The 453-nt window shown below is 72.2% G+C and carries 1 protein-coding gene; it reads left to right on the plus strand.

Annotated features, from left to right (window positions below; translation table 11 throughout):
• On the plus strand, positions 1–453 hold a 453-nt coding region (locus AC1DDH_RS20610), incomplete at both ends, for an Ig-like domain-containing protein (RefSeq protein ID WP_476956234.1).

Below are 453 nucleotides of genomic sequence, written 5' to 3' on the forward strand. Positions count from 1 at the left end.
GTTCTCGGGCGTGACGATCACCACGCCGCCGGCCAGTGGCAGCGTGGTCGTCAATGGGCTGGACATCGTCTACACCCCCACGCCGACCACCTCGGGCGCGGTGACGTTCGCCTACGCGCTGAACAATAGCGCCGGGGCCTCGGCGCCGGTGACGGTCACCGTCAACGTGAACGCGGTGCCGATCGCGGTGGCCCAGCGGCAGCTCTCGACCCTCGCCAACCGGCCGGTCAGCGTGGACGTGACCGAGGGCGCCACGGGTGGCCCGTTCACGGGCGTGACCATCGTCTCGGTGACGCCGGCCAACGCCGGCAGTGCCACCGTGGCCGCCAGCGCGGCCAAGAGCCCCGCCAGCGCGGACAAGCAGGTGGCTGCCGCCGCCGGCTACACGGTGACGTTCACGCCGGCTGCCGCGTTCTCGGGCGCCGCCGTGGTGACCTACACGCTGAGCAATGC

The organism is Arthrobacter sp. 10T425, from assembly GCF_056393985.1.